This is a genomic window from Brevibacterium samyangense, assembly GCF_039529845.1.
Taxonomy (GTDB): domain Bacteria; phylum Actinomycetota; class Actinomycetes; order Actinomycetales; family Brevibacteriaceae; genus Brevibacterium; species Brevibacterium samyangense.
On sequence record NZ_BAAANO010000033.1, the window covers coordinates 21,472 to 35,427 of the forward strand.

14 protein-coding genes are annotated in these 13,956 nt (G+C 68.0%); 8 read left to right on the forward strand and 6 right to left on the reverse strand.

All coding sequences use genetic code 11. The features are described from left to right. Positions 1 to 24: 24 nt before the first annotated feature. From ABD172_RS13760 to ABD172_RS13780, 5 genes are all read left to right on the forward strand, one after another. The gene (locus ABD172_RS13760) at positions 25 to 1,728 is read left to right on the forward strand and encodes an ATP-binding cassette domain-containing protein (protein WP_344310545.1); all 1,704 of its coding nucleotides are present in this window, start codon (positions 25 to 27) and stop codon (positions 1,726 to 1,728) included. Beyond that, positions 1,725 to 2,813 (forward strand): S66 peptidase family protein, encoded by a 1,089-nt coding sequence (locus tag ABD172_RS13765; RefSeq protein WP_344310547.1) that lies wholly within the window; start codon positions 1,725 to 1,727, stop codon positions 2,811 to 2,813. The genes ABD172_RS13760 and ABD172_RS13765 overlap by 4 nt, the downstream gene beginning before the upstream one ends. Further along, positions 2,810 to 3,727 carry a serine hydrolase gene (locus ABD172_RS13770; RefSeq protein WP_344310548.1) on the forward strand — a complete coding sequence of 306 codons (918 nt, stop codon included), beginning with the start codon at positions 2,810 to 2,812 and terminating at the stop codon, positions 3,725 to 3,727. The genes ABD172_RS13765 and ABD172_RS13770 overlap by 4 nt, the downstream gene beginning before the upstream one ends. Further along, complete coding sequence (locus ABD172_RS13775) at positions 3,727 to 4,449, forward strand: type 1 glutamine amidotransferase (protein WP_344310549.1); 723 nt, start codon at positions 3,727 to 3,729, stop codon at positions 4,447 to 4,449. The genes ABD172_RS13770 and ABD172_RS13775 overlap by 1 nt, the downstream gene beginning before the upstream one ends. 90 nt (positions 4,450 to 4,539) lie before the next feature. Continuing rightward, complete coding sequence (locus ABD172_RS13780; protein ID WP_344310551.1) at positions 4,540 to 4,815, forward strand: hypothetical protein; 276 nt, start codon at positions 4,540 to 4,542, stop codon at positions 4,813 to 4,815. 120 nt (positions 4,816 to 4,935) lie between these two features. Here ABD172_RS13780 and ABD172_RS13785 read toward each other — a convergent pair whose 3' ends face one another. From ABD172_RS13785 to ABD172_RS13810, 6 genes are read right to left on the reverse strand one after another with little or no spacing between them, the layout of a single operon-like run. Further along, positions 4,936 to 5,913 carry a putative sodium/potassium/calcium exchanger gene (locus tag ABD172_RS13785; RefSeq protein ID WP_344310553.1) on the reverse strand — a complete coding sequence of 326 codons (978 nt, stop codon included), beginning with the start codon at positions 5,911 to 5,913 and terminating at the stop codon, positions 4,936 to 4,938. Next, the gene (locus ABD172_RS13790; protein ID WP_344310555.1) at positions 5,910 to 6,926 is read right to left on the reverse strand and encodes a vWA domain-containing protein; all 1,017 of its coding nucleotides are present in this window, start codon (positions 6,924 to 6,926) and stop codon (positions 5,910 to 5,912) included. The genes ABD172_RS13785 and ABD172_RS13790 overlap by 4 nt, the downstream gene beginning before the upstream one ends. After that, positions 6,923 to 7,912: a vWA domain-containing protein gene (locus ABD172_RS13795; RefSeq protein WP_344310557.1), complete on the reverse strand. Its 990-nt coding sequence runs from the start codon at positions 7,910 to 7,912 to the stop codon at positions 6,923 to 6,925. Before ABD172_RS13795 ends, ABD172_RS13790 begins: the two co-directional genes overlap by 4 nt. Continuing rightward, entirely contained in the window at positions 7,909 to 8,370 is a 462-nt protein-coding gene (locus tag ABD172_RS13800) for a hypothetical protein (RefSeq protein WP_344310559.1), read from the reverse strand. The genes ABD172_RS13795 and ABD172_RS13800 overlap by 4 nt, the downstream gene beginning before the upstream one ends. Further along, positions 8,357 to 9,325 (reverse strand): DUF58 domain-containing protein, encoded by a 969-nt coding sequence (locus ABD172_RS13805; protein ID WP_344310561.1) that lies wholly within the window; start codon positions 9,323 to 9,325, stop codon positions 8,357 to 8,359. The genes ABD172_RS13800 and ABD172_RS13805 overlap by 14 nt, the downstream gene beginning before the upstream one ends. Continuing rightward, positions 9,325 to 10,527: an AAA family ATPase gene (locus ABD172_RS13810; RefSeq protein ID WP_344310562.1), complete on the reverse strand. Its 1,203-nt coding sequence runs from the start codon at positions 10,525 to 10,527 to the stop codon at positions 9,325 to 9,327. Before ABD172_RS13810 ends, ABD172_RS13805 begins: the two co-directional genes overlap by 1 nt. A 626-nt stretch (positions 10,528 to 11,153) precedes the next feature. Here ABD172_RS13810 and nrdH point away from each other — a divergent pair. The 3 genes from nrdH to nrdE form a co-directional block, all read left to right on the forward strand. Next, positions 11,154 to 11,402 carry a glutaredoxin-like protein NrdH gene (gene nrdH, locus ABD172_RS13815; RefSeq protein ID WP_344310563.1) on the forward strand — a complete coding sequence of 83 codons (249 nt, stop codon included), beginning with the start codon at positions 11,154 to 11,156 and terminating at the stop codon, positions 11,400 to 11,402. Positions 11,403 to 11,484: 82 nt separating this feature from the next. Then, a complete protein-coding gene (nrdI, locus tag ABD172_RS13820; protein WP_344310565.1) occupies positions 11,485 to 11,898 on the forward strand; it encodes a class Ib ribonucleoside-diphosphate reductase assembly flavoprotein NrdI in 414 nt (137 codons plus the stop codon). After that, on the forward strand, positions 11,868 to 13,956 hold a 2,089-nt coding region (nrdE, locus tag ABD172_RS13825; protein WP_344310567.1), incomplete at its 3' end, for a class 1b ribonucleoside-diphosphate reductase subunit alpha. The genes nrdI and nrdE, both read left to right, overlap by 31 nt.

Sequence of the window (13,956 nt, forward strand, 5' to 3'; positions counted from 1 at the left end):
TCCTCGTCAGGAGAACCACGGATCATGAAAGACCTCGTCTTCGAGGACGTCTCGATCACCTACCGCACCCGGACGGGGCGGGGCCGGGTCGACGCCGTGAAGAACGTGTCGCTGACCCTGCCCGCCGGGGGCACCCTCGGGATCGCCGGAGAGTCCGGTTCGGGCAAGTCGACGCTCATCCTCTCGGCCCTGCGCCTGTTGCCGCGCAATGCCGAGGTGACCGGCCGGGTGCTGCTCGGCGGGAAGGACCTCGCGGAGCTCTCCTTCGGACAGATCCGCGCGGTCCGGTGGGCGGAGGCGTCGATCGTGTTCCAGGGCGCCCTCCACTCCCTCAATCCGGTGAAGAAGGTCGGCGCGCAGATCGTCGAGGCCCTCGAACTCCATGTGAAGGACTCGTGGTCGACGCCCGAGGCCCGGAAGCAGCGCATGCTCGACCTCCTCACCCAGGTGGACCTGCCGGCGGTGAAGGCGGAGTCCTATCCGCACGAACTCTCCGGTGGTCAGAAGCAGCGCATCATGATCGCGATGGCGCTCGCGTGCGAACCGGACGTCATCATCGCCGACGAACCGACGACCGCGCTCGACGTCATCGTGCAGAAGCAGATCCTCGACGAGATCTCCGCGCTCGTGGCCCGTGAGGGCATCTCTCTCCTCATGATCAGCCACGACCTCTCGGTTCTCGCGTACGTGTGCGAGGACCTCGCGGTCATGCGGTACGGCGAACTCGTCGAGGTCGGTCCTGCCGCGGAGGTCGTCGCGAACCCGGCGGCGGACTACACCCGGCAGCTCGCGGAGGCGTTCCCGACGATCGGCGACCAGTCCTCCCGCCTCGACCCGGTGACGCGGAACCCGGCGCGTGTGACCGTGGAGGAACCCCAGGAGATGACCGACGAGGTCGTGCTCCGGGCGCAGGACCTGAGCGTCACCTTCCACGGGCGCGGGGGAGCGGTCGGCGCGGTCCGCGACGTGAACCTCGACCTCCGGCACGCGGAGATCCTCGCGGTCGTCGGCCAGTCGGGCTCGGGCAAGACGACGCTCGCCCGGACGCTCCTCGGGCTCCAACAGCCGGACAAGGGCTCGCGTGTCGAGTACCGCGGGAAGCGCCTCGGCACGAAGCCGAAGGAGCTGAGGGAGTTCCGGAAGTCCGTGCAGATGGTCCTCCAGGACCCCTCGGGGTCGCTCAACCCCAAGCTCTCGGTCTACGAATCCGTCGCCGAGGGCCTGCGGGTCCAGAAGTTCGAGGGTGACGAACGTGGCCGCGTCGTCGAAGCGCTCGAGGCCGCCGAACTCCTCCCGGCCGAGCGGTACCTCGGGTCGATCCCGCAGGAACTCTCGGGCGGGCAGCGCCAGCGCGTCGTCATCGCCGGTGCGCTCGCGCTCGACCCGGAGATCCTCGTCGCCGACGAACCCGTCGCCTCCCTCGATGCGAGCGTGCGCGGGGAGATCCTCTCCCTCTTCCTCGCCCTGCGGAAGAACCGCGGCACGAGCATCCTCGTCATCACCCACGACCTCGGCCTCGCGTGGAACATCGCGGACACCGTCGCGGTGATGAAGGACGGGCGCGTCGTCGAGTACGGCCCGGTCGAGAACGTCCTCCTCGACCCGCAGGAGGACTACACGAAGGAACTCCTCGCCGCCGTCCCGACGTTCCGGGCCGATCGCGTCGCCGGAGTCGGTGCCGGTGGTGCCACCGACGTAGCCCCGGAATCCTGCGAGGTGAACGCATGAGCCTCCCCTCCACCGCGGCGTCGACATCCGCCACCACGTCCACCACCGCCGAGGCGCGGGCCGCCTTTGCACACCGCGCACCGCTGGCACCGGGGGACCGGGTGTGGGTCGTCGCGCCCTCCGGGCGCACCGACGATGCGGGTTTCGATCACGCTCAGCAGGTCCTCACCCAGTGGGGACTCGACGTGCGGATGGCACCGCACATCCGGGACGCCCACCCACGGGCCGGATACCTCGCCGGCGCCGACGACGACCGACGTGCGGATCTCGTCGATGCGTGGTGCGATCCGGAGACCGCAGCGGTCATCTGCCTGCGCGGCGGGTACGGGGCGATGCGCCTGCTCGACGGGATCGACTGGGACGTCATGCGCGAGCATGCGTTCCGTCCCGACGGTCGGCCCAAGCTCCTCACCGGGTCGAGCGACGTGACGGCGCTCCACCGCGCGTGGGAGCACCACCTCGGGGTGCCGACCCTGCACTGCCCGATGGTCGGCAATGCCGTGTTCCGGACCTCGGCCGTCATCCCGGACGACGTCCGGTCCTGGCTGTTCGAGCCGTGGGCGGGCCGGACCGTGACCCGCCCGGGCGCGCACACCCTCGTGCCCGGCGCGGTCACGGGGCTCACGACCGGCGGGAACCTCAGCCTTCTCGCGGGGTCCCTCGGGGCTCCGGAGAATCCGGCACCGGCAGATGCGGGTTCGGCCGGAGCGGGTTCGGCATATCCGGGGGAATCGCCGCGGATCGCGCTCCTCGAGGACGTCGACGAGGACCTGTACCGCCTCGACGGTTTCCTCCTCCAACTCCAGCGGGCCGGATGGCTCGACGCACTCGGCGCGCTCGTCGGGGGCTCCTGGCAGGACTGCGCCCGCAAGGAACCGGGCAAGCAGGAGGCGGAGCCGCTCGACGCGATCGACGCGTTGCTGCGCGAGGCCGCGGGGCACCTCGGGATCCCCGTGGTGAGCGAACTCGGATTCGGCCACGACCCGGACGCCCTCACGGTGCCGCTGGGCGTCCTCGCCCACCTCGAGGCACCGGAGGCGGGAACACCTGTCCTCACGATCCTCGACCCCAAGGAGGTCGCATGACCACCCCCCGGTTCGACACCGACGACATGTTCGGGTCCCTGCCCGGCGTGACGTTCTCGGCGCTCGCCTACGACGTCGACTCCGGCGACCTCGTGTTCTCCCACGAACCCGATCGCGAACAGGCGACCGCGAGCATCGGCAAGGTTTTCCTCCTGTACTCGGCGCTGAAGATGGTCCGCGACGGCGAGCTGTCCCTCGACGAACGGATCCGCCGCCGTCCCTCCGAACGGGTCGACGACTCCGGGATCTGGTACCTCCTCCAGCAGGATTCGCTCAGCGTCTTCGACGTCGGCATGCTCATCGGAGCGTTCAGCGACAACTTCGCGACGAACGTGCTCATCCGCCGCGTCGGACTCGAGCGGGTGCACGCGGACACCGCGGAACTCGGATATACGAACTCGGGCCTCCACGACTTCCTCCGGTGGCCCCGCCCCGCCGGGGCTCCCGCCCGTCTGTCGTCCGGCACGGCCCGGGAACTCTCGGACCTCGTGGCGCGCCTGGCCCGGGACGAACTCTTCGACGAGAGCCTCTCCGAGGTGTTCCGCCGCTGGCTCGGTGCGGGTGCGGACACCTCGATGGTCGCCTCGGCGTTCGACCCTGATCCGCTCGCGCACTACCTGTACGACCGTGACGTGTGGGTGTGGAACAAGACGGGTACGAACGGCACGATCCGGGCGGACACCGGCATCGCCATGACCCCGCGGCAGCGCGTCGCCTATGCGGTGTTCGCGAACTGGGAGAAGGGTACGGACCGGGTCAGGGAGGTCATGCCCCGGATGCGGGCCGCCGGCCGGCTCATCCACGAGTACCTCCTCCCCGGTGCGGAGACGAGTCACGCCCCGGCCCCGTTCGAGATCCCCTTCGGCTCCCCGACCACCGACTCCACCGACACCCCGGAAGCAGGAGACTCCTGATGCCCCGCGTCCTCATGCTCGTCAACGACATCGATTCGAAGCCCGGGACGCTCGTGCCGTGGCTGCTCGAGAACCACGTCGAGTTCGATCTGCGGATCGGGGGAGTGAGTGACTTCCCGGAGCCCGCCGCGCTCGCCGATTACGACGGCCTCGTGCTCCTCGGCGGTGGATACATGCCGGACGAGGTCGACCGGGCACCGTGGCTCGCCCCCGAACAGGCGCTCGTCGCCGAGGCGTTCCGCCTCGATCTGCCGCAGCTCGGCATCTGCCTCGGCGGGCAGATGCTCGCGTACGTCGGAGGGGGAGAGGTGAAGGCGAAGACGGGTGCCGTCGAGAAGGGCTACACGCCGATCACGCTCACCCCGGCGGCCGGCGAGGACCCGGTGTTCTCCGGCGTCCGGCCGGCGACGGAGTTCGTCGAGAGCCACCAGGACCGCATCACCGCGCTGCCGCAGGACGCGGTGCTCCTCGCCTCGAGCGAGACGTGTGAGATCCAGGCGTTCCGCCTCGGGCGGGCGTGGGGCACGCAGTTCCATCCCGAGGCCGGGGTGGACAACCTCCGCCGGTGGAATGCCGAGCGCCTCGCGGCGTCCGGTTTCGACAAGGAGGAGCTCATCGCCCACGGCGAGGCGATCACCGCCGAGGTCGTCCCGGACGCCCGCGCGATCGTCGATGCGTTCTGCACGGTGGTGAAGGACGTCGTGGTGAAGGAATCGGTGTGAACCTCCGAACCTCCTGAGCAGCTGTTCCGCTTCGGGCCCGTGCGCAATAGCGTGGAGGTACCCAGGTGACCCACGAACGAGGGAGGAACCATGAGCGAGAACGATCCCGGCCCGTTCCACGAGGAGAAGCCGGACATGCACGAGGAGAAGTTCAAGGACCGGGAGTCGAGCGGGAACTCGACGCTCGACAAGGTCAACGACGCCCTCGCCGAGGCGATGGGTCCTTCCGACACCGTGCCGGGTGAACCCGGTGGGTACGTCGAGGACTACTCGGAGGAGGAACTCGCCAAGGTCGCCGAGGATCACGGCGACCGCCGGGTCCGCACCGAGAACGGCGGACACATCACGATCGAACGCGCCGACTGAGAACCGCACTCACCGTCGCCCCGGCGACAGCGAACGCCGAGGACGACCGTGGCCCCACCGGAATCCGGTGGGGCCACGGTCATGCGGGTGCGAATTCCCCGGAAGCTCCGGGCTCCTCGCTCACCACGGCTTGTCGACGGGGGCCCCGCCTCCTCCGTCGGCCCATTCCTGACCTTCCTGCTGGCGGGACTGGCCGGCCTGCGAGCGTTCGCGCAGCTCCTGTCGTTTCTGCTCGGTCGGGTCCTCGCCGTTCGAACCCTGCATCGACTCGCCTTCCTGTCCTTCTTCGTCACCGGTGCCGTCCGACCCACCCGAGTCCTCGCCACCGGTCTCCTCGTTCTCCGAGCCGCCCTGGTCGCCGGTGCCGTCGCCATCCTCGGTACCGTCGCCGTCCTGCGGCTCTCCGGACTCGCCCTCCTGGTCGCCGGACTCGCCCTCTCCCTGGTCCTGGGGCGGCGGGTTGTTCATCCCGTCCTGGGACTCCTGCATCCGTTCGGACGCCTGATCGGAGGCCTGGTCCTGGGCGCTGCCCTCGGGGCGGCACGATTCGGGTGACTCCTCGAGGATCTTCTTCCCCTCGTCGAAGTTCGTGTTCGCATTCGCGGTGTCGCCGGCGGCCTTGAACTCCTCGGCCCGCATCTCGTACACGAACGCGAGGTTCTGCCGGACCGCGCACTCGTCGGCCTCCGGGGTGAGGTCGAGAGCCGTGCGCAGTTCGCCCTCCGCATCGTCCCAGCGCCCCTCGGCGGCGGCGACGGTACCGCGGTTGAAGGGCGGCTTGTGCTTCTCGAAGGGACTGATCTCCTCGAAGAGGTCCGAGCGCTCGACGGTCCTCGCGCCGTCGCCGGCCTCGTACGCGAGTGCCGCGGATCGCATGACGGAGAACGCGGTGAGGAGGTACGCACACACCCCGAGGAGCAGGACGCCCACGAGGATCGACACGAATCCACGCACGCAGATGAACGCCCGGAAACGGGCGAACCGGGACGGTGCGGTGGATCGGCCTGTGGACTGCTCACCGGACCCGGTGTCCGGTGCCGCGGTGTCCGGATCCCGGGGCGCCTCGGCGGGGGGATTCGCGTCGGTGGTCGTCGTCATCGGGCACCTCCGGAGGCGAGGGTGGTGTGGAGTTTCGTGAGCTCGCGGATGCGGCGGGTCGCGAGGACGGCCTCGAACACGACCCAGGCGAAGAAGCCGATGAGCGGGATCCAGAAGAACTCGCGGTACCCGGCGGCCGTCTCCTTCTCCACGAGGTGGCTCTCGAATGCCGGCGCGGTGTAGGCCGTGTCGAAGGGAACGGCCGCGGTGCGGTGCACGTAGTCCGTGCCGAACTCGTTCGCGAGGTCCTGCAGTGCGCCCTCGTCGATCCTCGAGAGCGCGTCCGTCCCCGTCGCCGGGTCCTGGATGTACTCGGGCTCCTCCTCGTCCGCGTAGAGGGTGAGGACGGTCTCCTTCATCCGACCGCCCTGCCCGGTGCCGTATCCGAACACCGCGCCGCCGTCGATCGAACCGCCCAGGCCGCTCACATCGAGCGGAGCGTCCTCACTCGTCTGTTCCCCGTCACCGAAGTAGTAGACGAGGCGTCCGTTCTGCGGATTCTGTTCCTCGGCCTTCTGCAGCCGGTCACCGAGCTCGTCGGCGAAGGCCGTGATGCTCGAACCGCCGGAATACGTCGTCGGCTCGGGTTTGAGGGTGTCGATCGCGGAGCCGATCGCCGCGGCATCGGTGGTGAGCGGCACCCGGACGGCCGCACTCGAATCGAAGGTGATCATGCTGAATCGGGCACCGGGCAGCTGAGCCACGAGTGCGTCCATGTCCTCCTTCACCCCGTCGAGGCGGGGCGCGCCGTTCTCCCAGTCCTCGGCAACCATCGAGGCGGAGGTGTCGACGACGAGGAAGACGTCGACCTCGGACTCCGCGGTGTGGGCGATGGCGGTCAGGGGGAAGGACGGCCGGACGAAGGCGACGGCGAGCAGGCAGATCGCGAGGGCGCGGACCACCCATGCGAGTCGGCGGCGCGGGACGAGGACGGCGAGGACGACGCACCCGGCGACGACGAGGAGTGCCACGGGCAGCAGCACCGAGAACGGGAAGAGCGGCTGGTAGATCACAGGCGGAACCTCCAGGCGAGAACAAGGATGCCGAGCGCGCCGACGAACGACAGGACGAGCCACGGCACGGGTTCGTCGTGGACGACGACGACCGGGTCGTCGTCGGTGAGCTGGGCCTCCTGCTCCTGGACGGCGCGGACGATCCCGTCGGCCGCGTCGGCCCCGGTCATCTCGAAGTGCGCACCACCGCTCGTGGTCGCCGCGTCCTCGAGCTCCTCGACCTCGGGCCCCTTCCAGAAGGTGTCCGGGTACAGGGTGTAGATGCGGATGCCGTTCTCCTTCGCCATCTCACCGCCCTCCTCGACCGTGAAGAGCTGTTGCCCGCCGACCTGGTTGTCGGTCGCGAAGACGACCGACCGGGAACGGGGTTCGCCGTCGTGGTCGAAGTTGTCGAGGCAGGAGGCGAGTCCGTCACCGATGAGGGAGGAACCGGGCGCGTTCATGTCGACGGTGCCGTCGAAGAAGTCCGTGCCCTCGAGCCCGCCGGTCTCGAATCCGCGCTGGGCCTCCTCGAGGTACTCCGTCACCATGTCGTAGTCGTCGGTGAGCGGGAAGACCATGATCGCGGACTGGTTGAACACCGTCATCCCGATGCGTTCACCGTCGAAGCTCGCGAGCATCTCGAGGTACGAGTCGATGATCTGGGCGTCGTACGGCATCATCGAGCCCGAGGCGTCGAGGCACAGCATGACATCACGCGTGTTCTTCTCCGGCGTGATGGACTCCGTCCACGAGGGGCGGGCGATGCCGATGAGCGCCATCACCGCGGTGAGGCCGACGACGACGAGTGCGCTCACGGCACCGAGCAGCAGCCGGGCGCGCCTGCGGGCGAAGGCCGGCAGGGCGGTGAGACGGTCGAGGTGTGCCACCGGGACGTTCCCCTCGCTCGGCCTGCCCGGGCGGGACAGCAGCCACACCGCGAGCACCGCGAGGGCGAGCAGGACGAGCGAGACCCACCAGAAGAGGAAGTGCGGGAATCCTGTCATGACCACCGTCCCACGAGTTCCTTCGCGGCCTGCAGTTCCGCCGTGCCGCCGCTCGGGGAGCCCTCGGGGGAGAACTCCGCGGCGTACAGGCGGTCGACGACCTCCGCGATCGGCCGGATCCGGCTCGAGTGGAGTTCACGCAGGGTCATGTGGTCGATCCGGATGTCCCATGCGGACTTCGCGAAGTCACGGACGACGACGCCGAGGTCCTGGGCGAGTTCACGGTCGCTGCGTTCTCCGGCCCGCCAGCGGTTCGCGACCTCGTCGATCCGGTGCATGTATTCGGTCCTCACGTGTTCGGGTACCGCGGACAACTCCCCGGGCGTGCCGCGGCGGCGCATGAAGAAGCGCCACAGCGGGATGCCGACGAGGAAGAGAGCGGCGAAACCGCCGAGGATCGCGAGGGCGAGCCACCACGAGGAGGCGGCCATCGCCGGATGCAGTTCAGTTCCGCCCACGTCGTTGTCTCCTCATGAGTCGGCGCAGCTGGATGAGCGCGTCCCCGGTGCTCCCGACCCGCACATGGGCGACGCCGTTCCTCCGCAGGACCTCCTCGTTCGCGGCGATCCGTGCGGTTTCCGCCGTGCGGTACTCCTTCCACAGGTCGTCGCCGACGAGCAGTTCGTCGGGGACGCCGACGGAGCGGGAGTCGGTGACCTCGTACGGGGTGCCGTTCGCGCCCGCGAACGTCGACAGGTCCGCGTCGGCCATCGTCATCCACATGAGTTCGTGCTGCGCACCGAGGCGCGTGAGGAGTGTGGGATCGAGGCCGGCGAGTCGGACGTCGTCGGCGATGACGAGCAGGAGCATCCGCCGCCGCAGGTGTTCGGCCGCCCAGCGCAACTGGACGGCGATGTCGCTGCCGGCGGGCGCCTCGGGAGGCCGAGGCGCCCCGCCCCGTGGGCCGGACTCCGGGCCCGGAACCCCCACCGAGGCGCCCACCGCCGGGCGCGTCCCCGCACCCTGGATGCGGCGCAGGAGGTGCTCGAGGTGCGCCTCGGTGCCCTTGCGCTCGGAGTACCGGGTGCCGGCGGCGTCGCCCTCGATGAGCATGACGTCGTCGCCGTTGCGCACCGCGAGGTACCCGGCCATCCCCGCGAGCATGATGGCGAGTTCGCGTTTGGGCTCTCCGGACTCGGAGACCGCATCGAGGTTCGCACCGGTGTCGACGAGGAGCGCGAGGGCGTGCCTGCGGTGGGCGACGTACCGCTTGACGAGCGGTGTAGAGTGTCGGGCCGTCGCCTTCCAGTCGATGTCGCGGATCTCGTCGCCGGGCACGTACTCGCGCAGGTCGTCGAAGTCCATGCTGTGGCCGTGGAAGACGGACGCGTACTCGCCCTCGAGGAGCCCGCGGGTCTTCCGGTGCGCATGGAAGGTCATGCGCGCCTTGACCTTCGTGAGGAGTGCCGCCATCAGGGGGTCCGCACGGCCTTGAGGAGTTCACCGATGATGTGCTCGACGGGCACGTTCTCCGCGACCGCCTCGAAGCCGAGGATGATGCGGTGGCGCAGCACCCGGACCGCGAGGTCCTTGACGTCCTCGGGGATGACGTAGTTGCGGCCACGGATCATCGCGAGTGCCCGGGAGGCGTTCGTGAAGGCGATCGAGGCACGCGGGGACGCGCCGCACTCGATGAACCGGGCGAGCGGGCCGATGTACCGGCCGGCGTTCCGGGTCGCGGTGACGATCTCGACGAGGTACCGGCTGATCGCCGGGTCGACGTAGATGTTGCGGGCGGTCTGCTGGAGGGTCCGTACGTCGTCGAGGTCGCACGCGGGGCCGGGACGTTCGTCCGCGTCGAACACCCCCTTGTCGAGGCGGCGGAGGATCTCCATCTCCTCCTCGGGCGTCGGGTAGTCGAGGACGTCCTTGATCATGAAGCGGTCGAGCTGGGCCTCGGGCAGTTGGTAGGTGCCCTCCTGCTCGATCGGGTTCTGGGTGGCCATCACCAGGAACGGCGCGGGCAGGTCGTACCGGTGGCCGCCGATGGTCGTCTGCTTCTCCTGCATCGCCTCGAGCATCGCGCTCTGCGTCTTCGCGCTCGAGCGGTTGATCTCGTCGAGCAGGACGAGGTTCGCGTGCACGGGGCCGAGCTGGATGTCGAAGCCGCCGGTGCGCGAGTTGTAGATCTGCGAACCGATGATGTCGCTCGGCAGGAGGTCGGGGGTGCACTGGATGCGGGCGAACTCCGCGTGCACGGCATTCGCGAGTGCCGAGGCGGCCGTCGTCTTCGCCAGGCCCGGCACGCTCTCGAGAAGGAGGTGGCCACCGGTGAGGAGACCGAGGACGAGAGTCTCCCGGAGACGGGCCTGACCGACGACGAAGTGGTCGAGGTACTTCTCGACGTCCGAGAGGATCTTCTGTGCATGGCCGATCTCCGCGGTGTTCGCCGGGACGTCGATCGGGGTCGCAGTGCGCGCGGCGGAGGCCTGGGAGGCCGGGGGCTGTGCGGAGCCGGCGTGCGGTGCCGGGTTCGTCGGCGCGGGGGAGAGGGGGCCGGCCGTAGCGGGCGGGCCGGTGGGAGGAACGGGAGCCCCGGAACCGATCGGACCGGGGCCTCCTGCGCTGCCGATGCCGCCCGGCTGCTGCGGGTGCGGGTGTGCGGGGTGGGTCATGAGGGGTCCTCTCGTCGCGGGCGTGACACCGTGCCTTCCACCCTAGTCCGGGGCGCCTCCGTGCTCCCGGGGAACGCTGTCCCGATCCCGGCACAGGACCGTGCGGCGCGAGCACAGCCGTGTCGGGTGCGCGGCTCGCGGGGTCCGCGTCCGGTCCGAGGGGTGCGGGTGGGGCTCTTCACGTCGGCGGATTCACAGAATGGATTTTTCCTGTGGACAACGCGCGGCGTTCTGGGGACGGCGGTGGACGGTCCGCGACACCCCCGACTGCGCGATCCGCGGATTCGTGCGGAAGGGAACGACACCGATGTCGTTCACCCCACTGTGGAGGTCCTGACACGGCCTTTCCCGAGCCTGTGAATGACCCCTCGCACGCACGGGAATTACACTGGTGCAACACACCATCTAGGGGTAGCCTGGACTCCGAACACAACATCTAGTGGTTCGGCCCCGGTTCCCGGGATCCCCGGAATTCACTCGTGAGTAACCTTCCGAGGGGCTTGCGGGAAGCGTCCCGGGAGTCGTGCGGAGCACCGTCCGGGACACCGCGACACGGCCCGCCGGACGGTTCCGAACGGCCACGGGCCACACAAGAGCGCCACCCACCGAGATCGACGGAGGAACGAATGATCACCGTGTACACCAAGCCCTCGTGCGTCCAGTGCACCGCCACCTACCGGGCTCTGGATGCCAAGGGCATCGAGTACCGTTCGGTCGATCTGAGCCAGGATCCGAATGCGCTCGACGTCGTCAAGGCGATGGGGTACATGCAGGCACCGGTCGTCGTCACCGACAACGACCACTGGTCGGGTTTCCGCCCGGACAAGATCGCCACGCTCTCGGCCGACTCCTCGGCCTCCGCGGGCGTCGCCTGATCCGTCGGGCACCCGCCCTGCACTCCTGCTTCCCCGTACGTCCCCGTAACCGACCGATCGTCCTTGTGATGGGGTGAGCCCCGTGCTCGTCGTCTACTACTCGAGCAGTTCCGAATACACCCATCGATTCGTGCAGAAGCTGCGGCATCCGCACCAGCGGATCCCGCTGCTCACGAAGGACGACACCCTCCTCGTGGACGAGCCCTTCGTGCTCGTCACCCCGACCTACGGGGCCGGCCCCAACCGGGGTTCCGTGCCCAAGCAGGTCATCAAATTCCTGAATGTCGAGTCCAATCGGAAACACCTCGTGGGTGTGATCGGGGCCGGCAACACCAACTTCGGCGAGAACTATTGCAAAGCGGCGCATCTCGTGGCGGCCAAGTGCGGAGTTCCGGTGCTCTATCGATTCGAGCTGCTGGGAACTCCGGACGACGTGCGGGATGTCGACAAAGGATTGGATTCATTGTGTCAACCACAGCTGAAGACCGCGATCTAGAAGCGATCATCCGCGAGGACACCGACCTCGACTATCACGCGCTCAACGCGATGCTCAACCTGTACGACGCGAACGGGCGTATCCAGTTCGAACGCGACAAGCAGGCCGCACGCCAGTACTTCCTCCAGCACGTGAACACGAACACCGTGTTCTTCCACGATCTGGAGGAGAAGCTCGAGTACCTCGTCAAGCACGACTACTACGAGAAGGAGGTGCTCGACCAGTACTCCTTCGAGTTCATCTCGAAGCTCTCGAAGCTCGCGTACTCGAAGAAGTTCCGGTTCGAGACCTTCCTCGGTGCCTTCAAGTTCTACACCTCGTACACGCTCAAGACCTTCGACGGCAAGCGGTACCTCGAGCGGTTCGAGGACCGTGTCGTCATGGTCGCGCTGTTCCTCGCCCGTGGTGACGAGGTTCTCGCGACCCAGCTCGTCGAGGAGATCATCGCCGGGCGGTTCCAGCCGGCCACCCCGACCTTCCTCAACGCCGGCAAGAAGCAGCGAGGCGAACTCGTCTCCTGCTTCCTCCTGCGCATCGAGGACAACATGGAGTCGATCGGTCGCTCCATCAACTCCGCCCTGCAGCTGTCCAAGCGCGGCGGTGGTGTCGCGTTCTCGCTCACGAACATCCGTGAGTCCGGCGCCCCGATCAAGAAGATCGAGAACCAGTCCTCGGGCGTCATCCCGATCATGAAGCTCCTCGAGGACTCCTTCTCCTACGCGAACCAGCTCGGTGCGCGTCAGGGGGCCGGCGCGGTGTACCTCAACGCCCACCACCCGGACATCTACCGGTTCCTCGACACGAAGCGCGAGAACGCCGACGAGAAGATCCGGATCAAGACGCTCTCGCTCGGTGTCGTCATCCCGGACATCACCTTCGAGCTCGCGAAGCGAAACGAGGACATGTACCTGTTCTCCCCGTACGACGTGCAGCAGGTCTACGGTGTGCCGTTCACGGAGATCTCCGTGACGGAGAAGTACGAGGAGATGGTCGACAACCCGGCCATCCGCAAGTCGAAGATCAACGCGCGTGAGTTCTTCCAGACCCTCGCGGAGATCCAGTTCGAGTCCGGGTACCCGTACATCATGTTCGAGGACACCGTGAACCGGGCGAACCCGATCGACGGCAAGATCACGATGTCGAACCTGTGCTCGGAGATCCTCCAGGTCTCGGAGCCGAGCGAGTACAACCCGGACCTCTCGTACTCCGTGGTCGGCAAGGACATCTCCTGCAACCTCGGTTCGCTCAACATCGCCCTCACGATGGACTCGGACGACTTCGGTCGCACTGTGGAGACCGCCATCCGCGGTCTCACTGCGGTCGCGGAGACCTCGGAGATCGACTCCGTCCCGTCCATCGCCCGCGGCAACGACATGTCGCACGCGATCGGCCTCGGGCAGATGAACCTCCACGGTTTCCTCGCCCGGGAACGGATCCACTACGGATCCGAGGAGGGCCTCGACTTCACGAACATGTACTTCTACACCGTCGCCTACCACTGCGTGCGGGCGTCGATGGAGATCGCGAAGGAACGCGGCCGCACCTTCGCCGGCTTCGAGCGCTCGAAGTACGCGACTGGGGAGTACTTCGACAAGTACACCGAGCATGCGTGGACGCCCCGTACCGAGCGCGTCGCGCAACTGTTCGCGGACGCCGGTGTGCACATCCCGACGCAGGAGGACTGGCTCGAGCTCAAGGCGCAGGTCGCCGAGCACGGGATCTACAACCAGAACCTCCAGGCCGTGCCGCCGACCGGCTCGATCTCGTACATCAACAACTCCACCTCCTCGATCCACCCCGTGGCCTCCCGCGTGGAGATCCGCAAGGAGGGCAAGATCGGTCGCGTGTACTACCCGGCGCCGTTCATGACGAATGACAACCTCGACTACTACGAGGACGCGTACGAGATCGGCTACGAGAAGATCATCGACACCTACGCCGAGGCCACGCAGCACGTGGACCAGGGCCTGTCGCTCACGCTGTTCTTCAAGGACACCGCGACGACGCGCGATATCAACAAGGCCCAGATCTACGCGTGGCGCAAGGGCATCAAGACGA